This window comes from Arthrobacter cupressi, assembly GCF_900099975.1.
In the GTDB taxonomy this organism is placed as follows: Bacteria; Actinomycetota; Actinomycetes; order Actinomycetales; family Micrococcaceae; genus Arthrobacter; species Arthrobacter cupressi.
In genome coordinates, this window is sequence record NZ_FNEI01000004.1 from 1 (window position 1) to 17,624 (window position 17,624).

Below are 17,624 nucleotides of genomic sequence, written 5' to 3' on the forward strand. Positions count from 1 at the left end.
AACCTCGCCGGACTCTGCCGGCGCCACCACATGCTCAAGCACCACTCACGATGGAAACCCCGGCAAACCGGGGCCGGGGTCCTCGAATGGACCAGCCCCACCGGCCGAAAACACACCGACCACCCACCCATACCCGCGACCGACACTGCAGTCACCGCAAAGCCCCCTGTGCCGAGTTCGGCCACTGATCCGCCGTTCTAGGCAGTTTGGCGGAGGCCGCACCGAAGGTCACGCGCGTCGTCCGTGACCGCCCTATGGCCAACGTGTGTCTTGGATCTTCAGAGGTTCAGGTCCGCGGTTTCAGCTGCGCAGCTTCTTCAGTTGCGCAGGCTTCAACTCCGCGCGGCCCCGGCCGGAACCTCCGCCGCCGCATAAACCGGCGGGAAGAGTTCGGACGCATCCCGACGGCGGTAGTCGCGTTCGCCGTAGGCCGCCACCATCTGATCGAAGAGCCGCTGGCCTTCCGCCCGCAGCTCGTCCAGGTCGAGACCCGGGAGCCCGCCGTCGACCACGACAGGGCGGCCCGCGACGTAGGTGTCGGTGATGTTGCGTGCCGAGCCGTTGAGGATGAGGGTCCGCAGCGGGTCCTCCACCGCCCCGTCCCGGAAGTCCCCGAGGGAAGCCACCATGATGTCAGCCTGGGCGCCGGGACACAGCCTTCCAAGGTCTTCGCGGCCCAGGGCCTTGGCGCCGCCGAGGGTGGCGGCGTCGAAGAAGTCCGACACCTTGCCGGCGTCGCGCCTGCCCTCGGCGATCCGGGCGAGGTGGGTTCCGACGTCGATCCCCTTGACCAGGTCCGGCGGGAACGAATCCGTGCCCAGGCACATGTTGACCCCTGCAGCGGCGAAGGCGTCGAAGGAGCTGAGCATGCCGGAATAGTGGAACGAGGTCAGCGGGCAATGGATGATGCTGACGTCGTGGCGGGCAAGCAGGTCCAGCGGGCCGCCCTCCGCGCGGGAGGCGGGGTCGGTGCCGTCGATCACCACGCCGTGAGGAATCAGGAGCCGGGTTTCCAGTAGCCCCGTGTCCACGAGTTGTTCCAGGACCGTGCGTCCGGTGAGCTTGAGCAGGAAACCGTCCTCGTTTGGCTGCTGGAGGCAGTGCAGCCGGACCAGGGCGTCGCGATCGCGGGCCAAGGCAGCGGTGCCGCGCATCAGTTCATCCGAGAGCGTCTCGATGCGGCACGGGAGCAGGACGCCGGTGATCAGCGGGTGGTTAAGCTCCTCGGCATAGTCAAGGAAGCGTTCGGCGTCGGCGAGACCCTTGCGGCCTTCCTCCTCATCAAACAGGATCACGCGGTGGCCGCTGTTGTCCGTGACGTTGATGCCCGAACGGTAGGCCGGTCCAAGGAAGCCGCGCAGGCCCAGTCCGATGCTGGTCTGCGCCATGCCTTGGAGCTCTTCGAAGGTTTCGGCCCAGGAGCTGTGGATCTCCGAGGCGATCGGCATGTAGCTGGTCACCCCGTGCAGTGCCAGCTGGGCCAGGGCGAACTTGCGCACGTTCTGGCGCTGCTCCGGGGTGAAGACATCGCGGCGCCGGTTGAGGAAATAATCCTCGGACCATTGCATGCCCGGACCGGTTTCATCGGTGGGCCATGAATCGAAAATCATGTGGTCGATATCGGTCAGGGCATCCAGGTCGATCAACCCCGGGGCAATCAGGCTCTGCCCGAAGTCGCGGTGCTCGTCGACGGGCCCGTCATAGGCGGTGCCGACGTAGATCACCTCGCTGCCCTCCATCACCACGTGCCCATCACGGAACAGCACGTGACCCGTCCCGTCGAAGCCCAGGACGTAGCGGGCGGAAAGTTGAATAATCATGAACCCCTCCAAGTCGAAAAATCGATGTGCGGTATCCCAGATGAAAAACGGCCCACAATCAACACCGAGCGCCCGCATCCCAGTGATTCGCAGGAATACAGGGCGGACAGCGGGATGTGTGAGATACCTTGCATTGTGCCGTGATCCACCTTACCATTTTTGGTATACCAAATGGTGTGGGCAAATGATGCCACACCAACCCCGCACACGAAGGATGCACCCCAATGAAGCACCAGTCCACAACCACTCCGGAGGTGGATGAGCGCGCCGTCAAGGTCGACGGGCGCGCGAGCAGCCTCTTCACCCCGAGCGCATGGCAATGGATGTCGATGATCCTGCTGTCCACCGCGATCTGCGTGGTGGCCATCCTGCTCGGAACGCACAAGATTCCCCTGGGCAGCGCCGCAATCGTGCTCATGCCGGTCCTCTGGGCAGTGCTGATGGGCGCCGTGGCCGGCATCCAGAAGGCCCGCCCGATCTCCGGCCCCAGCCGCGCGGTTTCCTCGGTACTCCTGAACGTCAGCATCGTGATGTTCCTGGCGGCCCTCGGCACCCATGTGGGACCGTCCTTGTCCAAGCTGACCACCCTCGGCCCGGCCATCGTGCTCCAGGAAGTCGGCCACATTTTCGGAACCATCATCCTCGCGCTGCCGGTCGCCGTCGCCCTCGGCATGGGCCGCATGGCCATCGGCGCCACGTGGGCCATTGACCGCGAGTCCTACCTGGCTTACGCCCTGCAGCGCTTCGGCGTGAAGTCCCCGGTTTACCGCGGCGTATTCTCCGTGTGGCTGCTGGGCAGCGTTTTCGGCGCAGTATTCATCTCCCTGCTCGCCGGCGTGCTCGGCGGGATGGGCATCTTCGACCCCAAGGCCCTGGCCCTCGGCCTGGGCCTCGGCTCCGGATCCATGATGCTCGGCGGCGTCGCCGCGCTGTCGATCATCTACCCGGAGCAGGCTCCGGAGATCATGGCCCTCGCCGCCCTGTCCAACCTGGTGACCAACCTCGTCGGCTTCTACGCCGGTGCCTTCGTCTCGCTGCCGATGTCACTGCGCCTCTACAAGTTCTGGTCCCGGATCTTCCGCCGCGATGATGAAGGCCGCCGCCTCGACCGCTTCGGCAACGTCATCGCCAAGGCCAAGGCCCCGGCCGAAAAGGAACTGGACGTCACCGCAGTCATCCAGGACCCGGAGGTACGCATGAGCAAGAAGACCTGGCTCATCGCGTTCGGTGCAAGCATCGCCGTCGGCATCCTGCTCAACGCACTGGGAACCAAGGCGAGCAGCCTCAACGACGTCATCGGCGTCGTAGTCCTCGCCGGCCTCACGGCGTTGGCCTTCGTCCTCGCCAAGTACGTCCCGGCCGTACCCTCCAGCGTCTGGGTGCTGGGACTCGCCACCCTGGCAACGGCTCCGTTCATGCCGTTCAGTTCCACGATCGTTGCGTTGACCCACAATCTGGACGCCCTGTACGTGGGCCTGGGGTCCATCGCCCTGCTGGGCATGAACATCGGGCGCGATGTCAAAGCGCTGCGGTCGCTGAACTGGAAGACCGTGATCGTCGCATGCCTGACCTTCACGGCGAGCTTCGTGGCTGCTGCGGCCCTCGCCCAGTTCGTCATCCACGTCTAGGGCATTCACGTCCAGGGCATTCATGTCCAGGCACTGACGCCGCCAACAGGGCGGGCAGTCCGGGTTCTCTCCCGGGCCGCCCGCCCTGTCGCGTTGACGCCCGGCTCAGGGCGGCGCCTCGCGCGGTGGGAAGTTGTACACCACGATCGTCGTGCCGGGCACGATCGCCGCCCCGGTGGCCCGGTAGGTGGCCAGTGCGGCGTCGTTGTCGCTTTCGGTTCCGGTCCACATGCCGTAGCAGCCCAGCTCCCGGGCGATGTCCGCCAGGGCGCCGATCAGGCGCGATGCCACTCCCCGACGGCGCCACTCTTCGGCGACTCCGAGCTCATAGAGGAACATCTCGGTGCCCTTGTCCGGATGGGTCGTTTCCACACCGCTGATGAAGCCGACGGCGGCACCAGCGGCGTTCTCGGCCAGCAGCAGGTGGTGGCCGGCGAGCTGGAGGAAGAGCCGGGCCAGATCCGGCGTCACCGGCCCGTCGAAGAGCGGCGAAGCGGCCACGAGCCGCTCCTCGTCGGCTGCTGAGAGCCGGCGCAAGGTGATTTTCGACGCATCGTGTCCGCCCATGACCCGAGGCTACGCCTGAGACCCGGTCAAATGAACGCGGAAAGAACAGCAGACCACCCGAGGCTTGCTAAGATCTAAAAGCTCGACCGGCACCCCGGAGAGCCTCCCCATCAACTGGCCCGGAACGGACGTGCCCCCACGCGCCCGGAACCGGCCCCTGCCCGACCCGAGGAGACCCCCGCCCTCATGACCGCCCTGGCTGAACCGGACTATTTCGAGGATTACGACGAGGACTACCGCAGCGATATCGCATCGCGGTACGAAGAGGGCTTCGGGCAGGGTCCCGAGATCGACGACGACTACGACTCCGGCTACGACGAACTCGACAAACTCTTCGACGGCTTGTACGACGACGATGACGATGGCTTCGATGCCCCGGCCAAGGCGAAGACCCCGGCGAAGCAGGCAGCACCCAAGGCCGCCACGAAGACGGCCGCCAAGGCCAGCACGCCGAAGAAAGCCTCGTCCAAGTCGATGCCCAAGGCCGGCCCCGTGATCACCCGCCGGGTAGTCCCCGTCGCCGCTGTCGTCGAGGAAGCCACTCCTGTCGAAGCCGCCCCCGCGGAAGCCGTTGAAGCCGCCGCTGTTGAGGGGCCGGCGGTTGTCGCTGAGGCGCCCGCGGTCGCTGTTGAAGCGCCGGTCGCCGAGGCAACCGCTCCCGAAGCGCCCGTCGCCGCGCAGCCTGCCGCCGCTGAGCCCACGCCCGCGGCCACGGCGTCCGTGGCCGTCGTCGAGGCCAAGGCAGCTGAAGAACCCGAAGAAGCCCCCGCGCTGCCCGAGGACCCGTTCTTCCATCCGCACATCGCCCCGGTCAACGAGCACGTCGAATTCCTGCGCAAGCTCCGCCCCGGCTTCGAGGTGCCTTACGTGGACCCGATGCACTCGGTGGAGGACTGCCGGATCGTCACCCTGTTCTCCAACACCAGCGAAGCGTCCCCGCGCGGTACCGTCTGGGCCGGCGACGACGCCGCCGCCACCCGCCTGCTGGGCCTGCAGTTCCAGCTCGGCCTGCGTCCGGAGTGGATGATGCCGTGGAACACCCACCCCTGGTTCACCCCGGGTGAGGCCAACGGCAAGCTCACCCCCGAGCAGGTCAGTGCCGGCCTCAAGCCGCTGATCACCTTCCTGAAGCTCGTTCCTCGTGCCTCGGCGATCGTCGCCCACGGCACCGAAGCCAACCGCCTGGCGCAGATGCTCCTCAAGACGGACAACCAGCTGATCTGGCGCCGCGGCCTGAAGGTCTACAAGGCCCGTTCACTGCACGGCCGCGCCTTTGCCGGCTCCAAGGAGCGCCAGACCGAATGGCTGATCGAAATGGGCCGTTCGTACGCGGACGCCATGGCCCGCGCAGGCCTGCAGGCCGGACGGCGCTAAACCCTTCGGACGGTTCAGGACCAGACGAATCAGGCCCGGCCGGCAGGTGAATGACCGGCAGGTGAACGGTCGACGGCGGCAAGTGGCCGCCGTCGACCGTTTGCGTTTAAGCCCCCGCTCAAGGCTCCCCGGAACAAGGACAGGTAGACCGCCGCGACAGAGCCCGCCACCAGCGCGGCCACGAAGACCGCGGTGCCTGGGTCGGCGGCGAGCAGGCGGGGAATGGCGCGGCCCGGCACAGCGACGGCGAAGCCGAAGGCGATGGCCGTTCCGATGTAGCTGCCCACCATGTTGCCCCGGTGCGCCGGGATGTTCCGGCGGATGGCACTGACGAGGCCGAGCGTCACCGTCACCAGCGTGAACGCCGAAAGCCCGTGAAGCCACGAGAAGTGGCCGCCCGAAACGATCCAGAAACTGCTCAGGCAGACGTAGTACATCGCCGCGATCCACAGGTAACCCATGGTCCGGTGGATCCGGTCCCGCCGGCGGCGCAGGATCTGGGCCGGGCCGATCACCAGCACGAACAGGGCCGCCACCACATGACTGACAAGAAGGACATTCCAGTGCTCCATGGCTTTAGGATAGGAGCACTATCCCATTGTTGTACATCAAGATAGTCCGGGCCGGCTCCGCTATCCAATGGCCGGATCCGCTGGGAAGCCGGGCCCAAGGAATCATGCCGCAGGAGGAGCAGTGCAGCTGAACGAGCTCAGCGCCCGCAGCGGAATCAGCACGGCGAGCATCAAGTACTACCTGCGCGAGGGGCTCCTCCGGCCCGGCGAGGCGGTCACCGCCACCCGGGCGCGCTATGGCGAACACCACCTCCGGCGCCTGGAGCTGATCCAGGCCCTGCGGCAGATTGTGGGGCTGGGGATCGAGCAAATCCGCACCATCCTCTCAGCGGCCGACGGCGGTGCGCCGCGCCTTGAGGTGCTGGCCACCGTGCAGCGCGTGGTGCTGCAGCTCGAACCGCACGGCGCCGAAGCGCACGACGCTAAAGGAACCAGCGGCGAAGCTCCGCGCGGCGAAGGCGTGGCGTCCGCACGGCCGGGCGACGCCGTCGTGCGTTTGCGGGACTGGCCCGACGAGGAGAGCGACGCCCGGAGCGCCCTCGACGCCCAGCTGGCACATATGGAAGCGCTCGGCGTCCCGGTGTCTCCGGAGGTCCTGGACGCCTACAGCGCCGCCATGGACACGATCGCCGGCCTGGACCTGCAGCTCACGGCCGAGGCCGCCGACCTCGACCGGGCCATCCTGACGGCCGCCGTCGGGATGCACATGCATTCCCAGCTGCTGCTCAAGCTGCTGGCCCTCGCCCAGGCCAGCCACGCCATCCGCCGCTTCCACGGCGGCAGCGCTTAAAGCGCGAGGCGCTCCCCCGTGGCGACGGGAGAGCGCCTCGCGCTGAATCCTTAGCGTTCGATGTCGCCGCGGATGAAGGCTTCGACCTTCTCGCGGGCGAGGTCGTCGTTGAACTGCTCCGGCGGGGACTTCATGAAGTAGCTGGAGGCCGAGAGCAGCGGGCCGCCGATGCCGCGGTCCAGGCCGATCTTGGCCGCGCGGATGGCATCGATGATGACGCCGGCGGAGTTCGGGGAGTCCCAGACTTCGAGCTTGTATTCGAGGGAGACCGGAGCGTCGCCGAAGTTGCGGCCTTCGAGGCGGACGAAGGCCCACTTGCGGTCATCGAGCCAGGCCACGTAGTCGGACGGGCCGATGTGGACGTCGTCGGCGTGGATTTCGGCCTGGACGTTGGAGGTCACGGCCTGGGTCTTGGAGATCTTCTTGGATTCCAGGCGGTCGCGCTCGAGCATGTTCTTGAAGTCCATGTTGCCGCCAACGTTCAGCTGGTAGGTGCGGTCCAGCGTGACGCCGCGGTCTTCGAAGAGCTTGGCCATGACGCGGTGCGTGATGGTGGCACCGATCTGGCTCTTGATGTCGTCGCCCACGATCGGGACCCCCGCGGCAGTGAACTTGTCGGCCCATTCCTTGGTGCCGGCGATGAAGACGGGCAGGGCGTTGACGAAGGCCACGCCGGCGTCAATGGCGCACTGGGCGTAGAACTCGGCGGCTTCCTGGGAGCCGACCGGCAGGTAGCAGACCATGACGTCGACCTTGGCGTCCTTGAGGGCCTGCACAACGTCGACGGGTTCCTCGGTGGACTGCTCGATGGTCTCAAGGTAATAGCGGCCCAGGCCGTCCAGGGTGTGGCCGCGCTGCACGGTCACGCCGGTGGGCGGAACCTCGGCGATCTTGATGGTGTTGTTTTCGCTGGCACCGATGGCATCGGCCAGGTCGACGCCGACCTTCTTGCCATCGACGTCGAAGGCGGCAACGAACTCAACGTCGCCCACGTGGTACGGGCCGAACTCGACGTGCATCAGGCCGGGAATCGTGGCCTGGGGGTCGGCGTCGCGGTAATAGTGGACGCCCTGGACCAGGGAGGCGGCGCAGTTGCCGACACCGACGATGGCAACGCGAATCGGATGTGAAGACACGGGACTCCTTTGGAGAACTAAGCTCAGGTGCCGAACCCGGCCGGCCCAGTGCGGCGGCGGCCATCGACACGGCGCCATTCGGCGCAATTTGCATTATACGCAACAGGGGCGTGGCCGGTTTTGTTCCCGGCCACGCACGTTACATTGCGGGACTACTTCTGTGCCCAGAGGTTGATGTCGGATTCGACGGCGAACTCGTCGATGGCCGTCAGCTCCTCCTGGGTGAACGAGAGGTTGTGGATGGCGCTGAGGGTGTCCTCGAGCTGGGCAACGCTGGACGCGCCGATCAGCGCAGAAGTCACCGGCGAGCCCTTGGGCTGCTCGCGCAGGATCCAGGCGATAGCCATCTGCGCCAGGGTCTGTCCGCGGCCTTCGGCGATGGCGTTCAGGCCGCGGACGCGGCTGAGTTTCTCCTCGGTCAGGGCCTTTTCGGACAGGAAGCGTTCCTTGGCTGCGCGCGAATCCGCGGGAACACCGTGGAGGTAGCGGTCGGTCAGCATCCCCTGGGCGAGCGGCGAGAACGCGATGGAGCCTGCCCCCACCTGGTCCAGCGCCTCGTACAGGTTGGGTGAGCCGTTCTCGGTCCAGCGGTTCAGCATCGAATAGCTGGGCTGGTGGATCAGCAGCGGCGTACCCATTTCCTTCAGGATCCGGGCAGCCTCGAGGGTCTGTTCGGGGGTGTACGAGGAGATGCCGGCGTAGAGCGCCTTGCCGGAGCGGACGGCGTGGTCCAGCGCGCCCATGGTCTCTTCCAGCGGGGTTTCCGGGTCAGGGCGGTGGCTGTAGAAGATGTCCACATAGTCCAGGCCCATGCGCTGCAGGGACTGGTCCAGGCTGGAGAGCAGGTACTTGCGGGAACCCCACTCACCGTAGGGGCCCGGCCACATGTAGTAACCGGCCTTCGTGGAGATGACCAGCTCATCGCGGTACGCCTTGAAGTCGTCGCGCAGGTGGCGGCCGAAGTTGGTCTCGGCGGAGCCGTCCGGGGGACCGTAGTTGTTGGCGAGGTCGAAGTGGTTCACGCCCAGGTCGAAGGCACGGCGCAGGATGGCGCGCTGCTCTTCGAAGCGCTTGTCATCGCCGAAGTTGTGCCAGAGGCCCAACGAGATGGCGGGAAGCTTGAGACCGCTGCGTCCGACGCGGCGGTAGGGCATGGTGTCGTAGCGGGTGTCCGCGGCCACATAAGTCATGCGTACCATCCTGCCACCGGCGTCCGGAGCGGCGCCGTGGCGTCCGGCATGTGGTCAGGAGGTCCGAATGAGTCAGGTCCGTACGACGGCGGCCGTCTCACCCGGGAGGGTCAGCGTGCCGCCTTCCAACGCCACGGCGGGATCCGTGGCGAGCAGCAGGCCGCCGTCGAGGTCGGTGGACAACGGGTCCGCACCGAAGTTGCACACCACCCGCACGCTGCCACGCACCAGTTCAAGCCAGCGTTCGTCCTCGTTGAAGTCCACATCGGTGGCTTCGAAGCCGCCGTCGGTGAGTTCCGGCGTCGTGCGCCGCAGGGCCCCGAGGTCCCGGTACAGCGCGAGCAGCCGGGCATGGTCTCCCTGCCCGGTTTCCTCCCACTTGAGCTTGGAACGCAGGAAGGTTTCCGGGTCCTGCGGGTTCGGCACCAGGGCCGGGTCCCAGCCCATGCGCTCGAATTCCTTGAGGCGGCCTTCCGCCGTGGCCTTGCCCAGCCATTCTTCGGGGTGGGAGGTGAAGAACTGCCAGGGGGTCGAGGCGCCGAATTCCTCACCCATGAACAGCATGGGCGTGAATGGGGAAGTCATGGTCAGCACCGCGGCCAGGGCCAGGCGCCCGTAGGACAGCGACGCACTGAGCCGGTCGCCGGCGGCCCGGTTGCCGATCTGGTCGTGGTTCTGGTTGCAGACCACAAGCGCGGCCGGATGGGCGAGGTCCTGCCGGATGGGCCGTCCGTGGTGCCGGGCGCGGAAGCTGGAGTAGCTGCCGTCGTGGAAGAAGCCGTGCCGCAGCACCTTCGCCAGGACGGCCAGGGAGGCGAAATCGGCGTAGTAACCCGCGGTCTCGCCCGTCAGGTTCACGTGGACTGCATGGTGGAAGTCGTCGCTCCACTGGCCCGCGAGCCCGTAGCCGTTGGCCTGCCGCGGGTAGATGAGGCGCGGATTGTTGAGGTCCGATTCGGCGATCAGGGTCTTGGGAATGCCAGTGTCCGCCGCGATGCGGTCGGCCAGGACCGCCAGGTCCTCCAGGATGTGCACCGCGCGTTCGTCGCGGAGGGCGTGGACGGCGTCGAGCCGCAGCCCGTCCACGTGGTACTCCCGCAGCCACATCTCGGCGTTGTCCAGGATGTAGCGGCGCACCTCGTCTGAGTCCGGCCCGTCCAGGTTCACCGAGTCACCCCAGGTGTTGCCGGGACCGGACTTGAGGTAGGGACCGAACTTCGGCAGGTAATTGCCGCTGGGTCCCAGGTGGTTGTAGACGACGTCCTGGATGACGCCCAGCCCCGCGGCGTGGGCTGCGTCCACGAAGCGCTGGTAGCCGGCAGGACCGCCGTACAGTTCGTGGACCGCGTACCACAGCACGCCATCGTAGCCCCAGTTGTGGGTGCCGTTGAAGGCGTTGACCGGCAGCAACTCCACGAAGTCGACGCCGAGCTCCACCAGGTAGTCAAGCTTTCCGATGGCCGCGTCGAAGGTGCCCTCGGGGGTGAACGTGCCGATGTGCAGCTCGTAAATGAGCGAACCGCTCAGGCCGCGGCCTGCCCAGCCGCCGTCCTGCCAGCGGTGCGCCCCGGCGTCGAACCCTGCGGACAGGCTGTGCACGCCTTCGGGCTGCCTTCGGGAGCGCGGGTCGGCGAACGGCCCTTCCCCGTCCACGAGGTAGCCGTAAGGCACGCCGTCCCCGCCCTGGAACCCGGGCGCCCGCCACCAGCCGGCGGCCGGCTCGGGAAGTCTCTCCATCGGGTACTCCCCACCGCTGGACACCAGGGCCAGGGAACCCGCCGCCGGCGCCCAGACATCGTACGGGCTCGGTGCGGTGGCGTGGTCCGGCATGGTTTCCCCCTGTGGTGGATGTCCTGTTGTGAAGGTGGTTGGAAGGATCAGCGGGCGGGCACCAGCAGGGCCACGGGATAGTCGGCGAGCAACTGCCCGACGGCGGCCGCTCCGGCAGGATGGGCCCGTCCCGTGAGCTCGTCGGTGTACCCGGCCGGCAGCTCGATCACGGTATCCCGCCAGCCGCCGCCGAGCTCCAGCCGTTTCGGCAGGCGGGTCGCGACCGTGACGGCCCCGCCGCCGTCGGCGCCACGGTCGAAAGCGATGACATGGTCCGCCGCCGACCCGGCCGCGGCCAGGGGCCGGTAGCCGCCGAACAGCTCCGGCCGGTCGCGGCGCAGCCGCAGGGCACGGGAAACCACCAGCAGTTTCGTGTCCTCGTCAGTGAACGACGCCGGCCGCTCGCCGCCGTCGAGCCGTTCCAGGGCGGCGGCCCGCGCCGCGAAGTCGACCGGCCGCCGGTTGTCCGGGTCGGTAAGGGAGCCGTCCCGGAACTCCGTGCCCTGGTACACATCGGGCACGCCGGGCATGGTCAGCTGCACGAGTTTGGCCGAGAGCGAGTTGGACCAGCCGTATGGTTCGAGTTCCGCGACGAATCCGGCCAGGAGAGCGGCCACCTCCGGGACGTCGAAGGCGGCGTCGACGGCGGCGGCCACTTCCGCTTCGAAGGCGGTGTCCGGGTCGGTCCAGTTCGTGGAGTTGCCGGCTTCGCGGGCCGCCTTGAGCGCGAACGCCTGCAGCCGTTCGCGGCTGGCCGGCCAGGCGCCTGCGATGGCCTGCCACAGGAGCGCCGCGAACGGGCCGTCGGGAATGGGGGCCAGCTCCTGCACCCGGTCCAGGAAGGCGGCCCACTCCGGCACGGCCTCCGAGATGACGGAGATCCGCGCCCGGGTGTCTTCGCTGCGCTTGGTGTCGTGCGTGGTGAGGGTGGTCATGGACAGCGGAAGGCGGGACTGGCGGCGGGCCATGCGGGTGTGGAATTCCGCGGGCGCCACGGAGAATTCGGTGGGGTCGGCGCCCACTTCGGTGAGCGTGCCCAGCCGGGTGTACCGGAAGAAGGCGGTGTCCTCCACGCCCTTGGCCATGACCATGCCGGAGGTCTGCTGGAAGCGGCGGCCAGGTTCCTCCCCGGCATCCAGGAGGATGGGGAGCAGCTGCCGCAGCACCGGTTCGAGGTCCGGCCGGGCCCGTCCGGCGTCCTCCACCGCTTCCACGAGGATGTCCTTGCCGTGCGGCAGGTAGGTCCGGTACACGGGGAATGCGGCGATGGTTTCGGCGAGGGCATCGGCCACGGCGGACCGCGGGAGCTCCGGGGTGTCCGGGATGCGCCGGGCCAGCCGGAGGATCTCCGAGCGCAGGATGCCGTCCGTGATGCGCCGCTTGGTGCCGTGGATCATCTCCTGGTAGTCCGGCGGTGCGGCCTGGCCGCGCAGGCGGGCATCAAGGGCGTCCAGCTGCGGTCCGGCGTCGGGATCGATGAAAAGCCGGTCGACGTCGGCGAGCGCGTCGTACCCCGTGGTCCCCTCACAGTCGAACGTCTCCGGCAACTCCTCCCCCGGTTCCAGGATCTTCTCCACCAGCACGTAGGCGCCGCCAGCCGCTTGTTTGAGCCTCGCCAGGTAGCCGGCCGGGTCGGCGAGCCCGTCGGGGTGGTCCACCCGCAGCCCGTCGACGAGCCCATCCCGGAACCACCGGCTGATCTCGGCGTGCGTTTCCTCGAACACCCACGGAACCTCGACCCGCACACCGGCCAAGGTGCTGACGGCGAAGAAGCGGCGGTAGTTCAGTTCGGCGTCGGCCCGGCGCCAGCCCACCAGCTCGTAGTGCTGGCGCGCGTGGACCTCCCGGGGGCTGTCCCCGGGCGTGTGGCTGCCCTCGGCCAGAGGGAAGCGGTGCTCGTAGTAGCGCAGTTCGCCGTCGTCAATCTCCAACTGGTCCAGATCGTCGTCGCTGCCCAGCACGGGGATCCGGATCCTGCCGCCCGCGGCGTCCCAGTCGACGTCGAACGCCTCCGAGTACCGTGAGGCGCGGCCTTCCTTCAGCAGCGACCACCACCAAGCGTTCTGCGGCGGCGAGGCCACCCCCATGTGGTTCGGGACGATGTCCACCAGCACGCCCAGGCCGTTCTTCCGGGCCGCCGCGGCGAGCGCCGCCAGCCCTTCCGGGCCGCCGCGGGCCGCGTCAATGGAGGACAGGTCCGTGACGTCGTAGCCGTGCAGGGAGCCTTCCTCCGCCGTGAGGATCGGGGACACGTACACCCAGTCCACGCCGAGCGATCTGAGATAGCCGGTGAGCTCTGCGGCGTCCCCGAGGGTGAACCCGGGGCGGATCTGGAGCCGGTACGTGGAAACGGGTGTCTTCATGGTTACCCTTTCGTGGACTTCTTCCGCGGTTTGCTCGCCGGTGTGGAGACAATCGGTGCCGGTTTGCGTTCCTCGGCAACGGGCGGCGCCGTGGCCGGCGCCGTCAGGGATGCCGTCTCGGGGGTGGAAGTTTGCGAGAGTGCCGCCAGGGACGCGGCCACGGAGTGGTCCGGCTCGACATCCGGGGCGGTGTGGGCTCGCAGCACCACCAGGGCCTTGGCACCCACCGGGAGCTGTGATTCCGCTTCGACGGGCTTGGTGTCGGCGCTGCCGCCGGCGGTATCGATGATCACGTCCCATTTGGGCGCGTACTCGTCCGAGGGCACCTTGAATGACACCTCGTCGTCGTGGGCGTTGAAGTACAGGAGGAAGTTCACGTCCGTGATGCGGCGGCCCTGGTTGTCACGGCCGCGGATGCCGTCCCCGTTCAGGAACACGCCCACGGAGCGGCCGAAGCCGCTGTCCCAGTCCGAGGGCGTCATGGTGCTTCCATCGACGTCGAGCCAGACGATGTCCGGCAGCCGTTCGCCCTCGCCGCGCACCGCCGGACGGCCGTCAAAGAAGCGGCTGCGCCGGAAGGTGGGGTGCTTGGCGCGCAGGGCGCTGACGGCCGCCGTGAATTCGACGAGCGGCTGGTCCACGCTGTCCCAGTTGATCCAGGTCAGCTCGGAGTCCTGGCAGTAGCCGTTGTTGTTGCCGCGCTGCGTGCGCCCGAGTTCGTCGCCGTGCAGGAGCATGGGCACGCCCTGCGACAGCAGCAGCGTGGCGATGAAGTTGCGCTGCTGGCGGGCCCGCAGGGCCAGGACCTTCGGGTCCTCGGTGGGGCCCTCCACCCCGCAGTTCCAGGAACGGTTGTGCGATTCGCCGTCGTTGTTGTTCTCGCCGTTGGCCTCGTTGTGCTTCTCGTTGTAGGAGACGAGGTCGGCCATGGTGAAGCCGTCGTGGGCGGTCACGAAGTTGATGGACGCGACCGGCCGGCGGCCCGAGTGCTCGTAAAGGTCGGCGGACCCGGTGAGGCGCGAAGCGAATTCGCCCAGGGTGGCTGGTTCACCGCGCCAGAAGTCGCGCACCGTGTCGCGGTACTTGCCGTTCCATTCCGTCCATTGCGGTGGGAAGTTGCCCACCTGGTAACCGCCCGGCCCCACGTCCCAGGGTTCGGCGATGAGCTTGACCTGGGACACCACGGGGTCCTGCTGGATGAGTTCGAAGAAGGATGACAGCTTGTCGACGTCGTAGAACTCGCGCGCCAGCGTGGAGGCGAGGTCGAAGCGGAAACCGTCCACGTGCATCTCGGTCACCCAGTAGCGCAGCGAATCCATCAGCAGCTGCAGCGAATGCGGGTTGCGGACGTTTAGTGAGTTTCCGGTGCCGGTGTAGTCCATGTAGTGCTTCAAGTCGCCTTCAACCAGCCGGTAGTAGGCGGAGTTGTCGATGCCCTTGAAGGATAGGGTGGGCCCGAGGTGGTTGCCCTCGGCCGTGTGGTTGTACACCACGTCCAGGATCACTTCGATGCCGGCGTCATGGAGCGAACGCACCATGGCCTTGAAGTCCTGGACCTGCTGGCCGGTGTCGCCCTTGGAGCTGTAGCCGTTGTGCGGGGCAAAGAAGCCGATGGTGTTGTAGCCCCAGTAGTTGTTCAGGCCGCGGTCCTGGAGGATGCCGTCGTTGGTGAACTGGTGCACGGGCATGAGTTCGATCGCGGTGACGCCGAGCTTCTTCAGGTGGGAGATCACCGCGGGGTGCGCCACGCCGGCGTAGGTGCCGCGCTGCTCCTCGGGGACTTCCGGGTGCAGCTGGGTTAGGCCCTTGACGTGGGCTTCGTAGATGACGGACTTGTGGTACGGGATCCGCAGGAGTTGGTCCCCGGCCCAGTCGAAGAACGGGTTGATGACCACGCCCAGCATCATGTGGGGCGCCGAATCGGCGTCGTTGCGGGAGTCGGGGTCGCCCATGTTGTAGGAGAAGAGGGCGGGGTCCCAGTCGATCTGCCGGTGGACCGCCTTGGCGTAGGGGTCCAGGAGGAGTTTGTTGGGGTTGAAGCGGTGCCCGGCCGGAGGATCGTACGGACCGTGGACGCGGTAGCCGTATTTCTGGCCCGGCTGCACGGCGGGCAGGTAACAATGCCAAACGTAGCCGTCCACTTCCCTCAGCTCGACGCGTTGTTCCGTTCCGTCGTCGTCGATCAGGCAGAGCTCCACTTTCTCCGCGTTCTCGCTGAAAAGTGCGAAGTTGGTGCCGCTGCCGTCAAAGCTCGCGCCCAACGGATACGCCGATCCGGGCCATACTTCCATCGCTTCTCCTTCAGGTAGCGGACAAGGTTCCGCCGCCCGCGCGAGGCGGTGCGGCGATGTGCCAAAGTAACACGGCCGCATGACGGATTGGGTCGCGGCCCGTCATCGATACGCTACGTGACCTTGTCCCCGTTCCCCAGGCCGGCCAGCGTTCCGGGAGCTCCCGCAGGAGGGCACGGGCCGTCAGCGGCCCGCCGTCCGACGCCCGGCTACCGGCGCGTCCGTGCAGGCTGGCAGCCACAGCTGCTGCCGCGGCCCACCGGTCCTCCGGGGCGATTCCGAGCGCGGCGAAAGGCCCGTCGTCGTCCATGGCGGTTTCCGCGTATTGCGCTGCCAGCGAACCGAGCAGCCCGGCCAGCACATCACCGCTGCCGGCCGTCGCGAGCCACGGCGTGCCTTCGGACTGGCTGAAAACCGCCCCCGACGGCGAGGCGACAAGTGTGGTGGCGCCCTTGAGGAGCACGGTGGCGCCGCTGTCCGTCGCAGCCAGGCGGGCAAAGTGCAGCGGCCGGGACCCGACGTCGTCCCGCGTCACTGCCGCTTCCCCGCGGGCGGTGTGGCGCCTCGACAGGAACGCGGCCAGTTCGCCGGCGTGCGGGGTGAGGATCCAGTGGGCGGGGCAGCGGGCGGGGAGCACCCCGAGCGCTCCGGCGTCGACGACGACGGGCTGGCCGGCTGCCCGGGCCGCCTCCAGCGTGTCGCGGACGCGCCGGAGCTGTTCGTCGCCGTCGGGCTCGCCAGGTTCCGGGTCCGGGATTCCCGGACCAAGGAGCCAGGCCTGGACCCGGCCGGGGCTTCCCTCCTCCACGACCGCCTCGGGCGTGCGGGCCAGGACGTGCCGGGCCACGCTTCCCGGTCCGAGGTAGCGCACCATCCCGGCCCCGGTCGCAGAAGCGCTTTGGACCGAGAGCACCGCGGCCCCGGGGTAGCGTTCCGAGCCGGCCACCACGCCGAGCACTCCCCTGCTGTATTTGTGGTCCCGTCGGCCGGGCGACGGGACCAGGGCCGTGAGATCCGGGGCCTCCAAACGCAGCAGCGACGCCGCCGGAAGCCTGTGCTCAATGCCGATCCGGACCAGTTCAACGCGCCCGGCGTACTCCTCGCCGGGGTCGGCCAGCAGCCCGGCCTTGATCCCGCCGAAGGTGACCGTCACGTCGGCCGGCAGCACGGGCCAGTGCACCTCGCCGGTGTCCGCGTCCACGCCGCTTGGGATGTCGCAGGCCACCACCAGTGCTGGCCGGAGTTCCTGGAGCAGGGACACCAGTTCCGCCGCGGCGCCGCGCAGGCCGCCGCGCGCCCCGGTGCCCAGCACCGAGTCGATGATGGCGTCGTCGCCGGCGGTGAGCACGGCAAGCTCTTCGGCGTTCTCCGGAGCGAGCCGGTGCGCGCGTCCGCCGGCCGAGAGGAAAGCGGCCAGCGCCTCGGGGTGGGCCGCATCCGCGGTGAGGACCGCCGTCGTGCGCATCCCCCGGGACGCGAGTTTCGCTGCGGCGAAGAGACCGTCGCCGCCGTTGTTGCCTTTGCCGGCCAGCACGGTCACGGCGGAGCCGTAGATCCGGCGGCCGCGGCGCTGCAGTTCACGGACGACGGCGGCCGCCAGCCCGTGCGCTGCCCGTTGCATGAGAACAGCGCCCTCACCGGAGTCCAGGAGCGGTTGTTCCGCTTCCCTGACCTGTGTTCCGGTGAAGGCGCTGATCATCGTGGTGTGGTTTTGTCAGCCTTCGGCGACGACCATGGCCGTGGCGATGCCGCCGTCATGGCTCATGGACAGGTGCCAGGTCTTGACCCCCTTGGCGTCGGCCACGGCGAGGACCGTGCCCTGGACCTTGATGGTGGGGCCGTTCTCATCCAGGCCGATCCAGCAGTCCTGCCAGTTCATGCCGGCCGGAGCGCCGAGCACCTTGGCCACGGCCTCCTTCGCCGCAAAGCGCGCCGCGAGGGACCGCACGTGGAGCTCCCGCTCGGCGGGCACGAACAGGCGGTCCCGCAGTCCGGGGGTCCGTTCGAGCTGCCGTTCGAACCGCTCGATGTCTACGACGTCTACTCCGATGCCAACAATCATG

Annotated in this window: 13 protein-coding genes and 1 pseudogene; 4 read left to right on the forward strand and 10 right to left on the reverse strand. The window is 68.0% G+C overall.

All coding sequences use genetic code 11. From position 1 onward, the window contains the following. A pseudogene (locus BLP88_RS19100) lies at nt 1–201 on the forward strand (HNH endonuclease signature motif containing protein); the annotation flags it as partial. 131 nt (nt 202–332) lie between these two features. Here BLP88_RS19100 and BLP88_RS05910 read toward each other — a convergent pair. Then, complete coding sequence (locus tag BLP88_RS05910; RefSeq protein WP_074587713.1) at nt 333–1,820, reverse strand: chlorohydrolase family protein; 1,488 nt, start codon at nt 1,818–1,820, stop codon at nt 333–335. 224 nt (nt 1,821–2,044) lie between these two features. Between BLP88_RS05910 and BLP88_RS05915 the strand changes: the two genes are divergently transcribed. After that, nucleotides 2,045–3,448 carry a DUF3100 domain-containing protein gene (locus tag BLP88_RS05915; protein WP_245679782.1) on the forward strand — a complete coding sequence of 468 codons (1,404 nt, stop codon included), beginning with the start codon at nt 2,045–2,047 and terminating at the stop codon, nt 3,446–3,448. A gap of 105 nt (nt 3,449–3,553) precedes the next feature. On the opposite strand, the gene BLP88_RS05920 is transcribed toward BLP88_RS05915, so the two are convergent. After that, the gene (locus BLP88_RS05920) at nt 3,554–4,015 is read right to left on the reverse strand and encodes a GNAT family N-acetyltransferase (RefSeq protein ID WP_139163315.1); all 462 of its coding nucleotides are present in this window, start codon (nt 4,013–4,015) and stop codon (nt 3,554–3,556) included. 876 nt (nt 4,016–4,891) lie between these two features. Between BLP88_RS05920 and BLP88_RS05925 the strand changes: the two genes are divergently transcribed. Further along, nucleotides 4,892–5,389, forward strand: a complete 498-nt coding sequence (locus BLP88_RS05925; protein WP_245679792.1) for a uracil-DNA glycosylase family protein — start codon at nt 4,892–4,894, stop codon at nt 5,387–5,389. 29 nt (nt 5,390–5,418) lie between these two features. Here the strand turns inward: BLP88_RS05925 and BLP88_RS05930 are convergent, their stop codons facing one another. Then, a complete protein-coding gene (locus BLP88_RS05930) occupies nt 5,419–5,961 on the reverse strand; it encodes a DUF2306 domain-containing protein (protein WP_074587715.1) in 543 nt (180 codons plus the stop codon). Nucleotides 5,962–6,082: 121 nt separating this feature from the next. Here BLP88_RS05930 and BLP88_RS05935 point away from each other — a divergent pair, with 121 nt between their 5' ends. Further along, a complete protein-coding gene (locus BLP88_RS05935) occupies nt 6,083–6,751 on the forward strand; it encodes a MerR family transcriptional regulator (protein ID WP_074587717.1) in 669 nt (222 codons plus the stop codon). A 50-nt stretch (nt 6,752–6,801) separates the two neighbouring features. On the opposite strand, the gene BLP88_RS05940 is transcribed toward BLP88_RS05935, so the two are convergent. The 7 genes from BLP88_RS05940 to BLP88_RS05970 form a co-directional block, all read right to left on the reverse strand. After that, the gene (locus BLP88_RS05940; protein WP_074587719.1) at nt 6,802–7,887 is read right to left on the reverse strand and encodes an inositol-3-phosphate synthase; all 1,086 of its coding nucleotides are present in this window, start codon (nt 7,885–7,887) and stop codon (nt 6,802–6,804) included. 152 nt (nt 7,888–8,039) lie between these two features. Then, nucleotides 8,040–9,077, reverse strand: coding sequence for an L-glyceraldehyde 3-phosphate reductase (gene mgrA / locus BLP88_RS05945; RefSeq protein WP_074587720.1), 1,038 nt, complete (start codon nt 9,075–9,077; stop codon nt 8,040–8,042). Between the two features lie 72 nt (nt 9,078–9,149). Beyond that, nucleotides 9,150–10,907: a malto-oligosyltrehalose trehalohydrolase gene (treZ, locus tag BLP88_RS05950; protein WP_074587722.1), complete on the reverse strand. Its 1,758-nt coding sequence runs from the start codon at nt 10,905–10,907 to the stop codon at nt 9,150–9,152. A gap of 47 nt (nt 10,908–10,954) precedes the next feature. Then, entirely contained in the window at nt 10,955–13,270 is a 2,316-nt protein-coding gene (treY, locus tag BLP88_RS05955) for a malto-oligosyltrehalose synthase (protein WP_074587723.1), read from the reverse strand. Nucleotides 13,271–13,272: 2 nt separating this feature from the next. Next, on the reverse strand, nt 13,273–15,561 hold the full coding sequence (glgX, locus tag BLP88_RS05960) for a glycogen debranching protein GlgX (protein WP_074587725.1): 2,289 nt from the start codon (nt 15,559–15,561) through the stop codon (nt 13,273–13,275). A 10-nt stretch (nt 15,562–15,571) separates the two neighbouring features. Continuing rightward, nucleotides 15,572–17,260: an NAD(P)H-hydrate epimerase gene (locus BLP88_RS05965; protein WP_074587726.1), complete on the reverse strand. Its 1,689-nt coding sequence runs from the start codon at nt 17,258–17,260 to the stop codon at nt 15,572–15,574. Between the two features lie 15 nt (nt 17,261–17,275). Further along, nucleotides 17,276–17,623: a holo-ACP synthase gene (locus BLP88_RS05970; protein ID WP_074587728.1), complete on the reverse strand. Its 348-nt coding sequence runs from the start codon at nt 17,621–17,623 to the stop codon at nt 17,276–17,278. Nucleotide 17,624: the final 1 nt, after the last annotated feature.

Coding starts and splice junctions, on each gene's coding strand:
- BLP88_RS05915 (WP_245679782.1), top strand. CDS start 2,045: ATGAAGCACCAGTCCACAACCACTCCGGAGGTGGATGAGCGCGCCGTC.
- BLP88_RS05930 (WP_074587715.1), bottom strand. CDS start 5,961: ATGGAGCACTGGAATGTCCTTCTTGTCAGTCATGTGGTGGCGGCCCTG.
- mgrA (WP_074587720.1), bottom strand. CDS start 9,077: ATGACTTATGTGGCCGCGGACACCCGCTACGACACCATGCCCTACCGC.
- BLP88_RS05970 (WP_074587728.1), bottom strand. CDS start 17,623: ATGATTGTTGGCATCGGAGTAGACGTCGTAGACATCGAGCGGTTCGAA.
- treY (WP_074587723.1), bottom strand. CDS start 13,270: ATGAAGACACCCGTTTCCACGTACCGGCTCCAGATCCGCCCCGGGTTC.
- BLP88_RS05925 (WP_245679792.1), top strand. CDS start 4,892: ATGCACTCGGTGGAGGACTGCCGGATCGTCACCCTGTTCTCCAACACC.
- BLP88_RS05910 (WP_074587713.1), bottom strand. CDS start 1,820: ATGATTATTCAACTTTCCGCCCGCTACGTCCTGGGCTTCGACGGGACG.
- treZ (WP_074587722.1), bottom strand. CDS start 10,907: ATGCCGGACCACGCCACCGCACCGAGCCCGTACGATGTCTGGGCGCCG.
- BLP88_RS05920 (WP_139163315.1), bottom strand. CDS start 4,015: ATGGGCGGACACGATGCGTCGAAAATCACCTTGCGCCGGCTCTCAGCA.
- BLP88_RS05965 (WP_074587726.1), bottom strand. CDS start 17,260: ATGATCAGCGCCTTCACCGGAACACAGGTCAGGGAAGCGGAACAACCG.
- glgX (WP_074587725.1), bottom strand. CDS start 15,561: ATGGAAGTATGGCCCGGATCGGCGTATCCGTTGGGCGCGAGCTTTGAC.